The organism is Thaumasiovibrio clandestinus (assembly GCF_047250365.1).
In the GTDB taxonomy this organism is placed as follows: Bacteria; Pseudomonadota; Gammaproteobacteria; order Enterobacterales; family Vibrionaceae; genus Thaumasiovibrio.
On the sequence record NZ_JBLBVL010000044.1, the window covers coordinates 1 to 1496 of the forward strand.

At 39.4% G+C, this 1496-nt stretch carries 2 protein-coding genes; both read left to right on the forward strand.

Annotated elements, in window-relative coordinates:
• Positions 1–644 precede the first annotated feature (644 nt).
• On the forward strand, positions 645–875 hold the full coding sequence (locus ACKLNH_RS20535) for a hypothetical protein (RefSeq protein ID WP_413114123.1): 231 nt from the start codon (positions 645–647) through the stop codon (positions 873–875).
• Positions 876–1089: 214 nt separating this feature from the next.
• Positions 1090–1479 carry an imm11 family protein gene (locus tag ACKLNH_RS20540; protein WP_413114124.1) on the forward strand — a complete coding sequence of 130 codons (390 nt, stop codon included), beginning with the start codon at positions 1090–1092 and terminating at the stop codon, positions 1477–1479.
• The last annotated feature ends 17 nt before the right edge of the window (positions 1480–1496 follow it).

Genomic DNA, 1496 nt, shown 5'->3' on the forward strand with positions numbered 1-1496 from the left:
CACGGCATTTCGCCACATATCTTGATGTCTTTCTCGCCACCTATCTTACTGAGCGCAATGTTAAGAATGGACTTAAAATTCAAACGATTCAATAAGATGAACAGGATAGATAGATGCTTTAATTGCTTAATAGGTTGCAAGTTGCAGCCTATCAGCGGGCACGCTACCGCCCCTAGAAGTAGCTCCAGTAACAACAACCTATCACGACACAAACGACAACAACATGGTATTAAGATCACATTGTGATGCCTGTCATTATCTTTGAATATATTGATTTATATCCATTTTTACTGAGTTCTATCTAGCTTGATGAGCGTAGTCGTTACCAATGGGAATCAGCCATAAAAGTTTAAAGATGGGCAGATCTCATTCACCCATTCACCATTTGTTTATATTCAAACGCTTAGGTGTGGTGAATGGACGTTTTAGCGCTGTTTTCATTCACCACGTCTATCACCATTCACCATTTGTAGTGGTAAGCAATGAACCTGCGGGGTGATGGCTTTCTGGATAACGATTTATATTTAAGTGATTGGGTTATAAGGCTTTAACGGTCACTTGATCCAGTACAAATTGCGCACAGTGTAGATTTAGTAAACTCCGCCTCGTATGTTTATTCGTTTAATGAAATGGAATACATTTTTATGTTGTTGGAACAAGCTGTAGAAATAATCGACTACACAGATAGCGATACTCTGGTTCAGGCGATGGAGACCTATAACGAGAAGGGGATTGTTTCTGGCGCTCAATTTCCTTTTCTAAATGCCGTGTTTGATAGCGCACCTGCTCAATTGATCGAGTGTCTTAGTGCGATGGGTGATCATTCATTACCACTTTATTCAGGCGATAGTAGCAACTCATTAAAGAACACTTAATAGTTTCTATTGTAATTAAGTAATTGCATCAATCTTGATTTCACAACGCTGCATTTATAGCCACCTCTAGATAAAGACGATGATGTGCCAAAATTTGCTCGAGTCCAATTTTTATCAATGAAATCAAACTCTAGATCACGATGTTCCAACCAGCTATTTTGTGACATTTCTAGCATTTTAGCCTCATTTTCACTTAATGATACCATTAAAACCCATGATTGCGGCTTGGGGGAGTAGCACCTATGTGGTTTGTAATGATATAGCTTCTTTATTTAAAGAAGCTATAGGGGAGTCTTGTGAACTTCTGCCTGTGAATGTCGAAGGTTCGACTTGGTTTGTACTCAATGTGATTTCTAAACTGGATGCTTTAGATAGTGAGCTTACAGAGATTAATTACAAGCCTAATGGCCGACGACACCGAGCGAGACCATATAAACGTTTTGTTGTCGATTGCGCTAAAGTTTCAACACCAAGACTGTTTAAATTGAACGACGCCCCAATAAATCTCTACACTTCAAATGCAGCAGACAGCTTTTTAAACTTGGTGGTTAAGCATGAAGTCACCGGAGTGAGTTTCTATGAGGTAGAGAGCTCAAACGCATAAACGGTCTTTTTAACTGC

Coding starts and splice junctions, on each gene's coding strand:
- ACKLNH_RS20535 (WP_413114123.1), top strand. CDS start 645: ATGTTGTTGGAACAAGCTGTAGAAATAATCGACTACACAGATAGCGAT.
- ACKLNH_RS20540 (WP_413114124.1), top strand. CDS start 1,090: ATGATTGCGGCTTGGGGGAGTAGCACCTATGTGGTTTGTAATGATATA.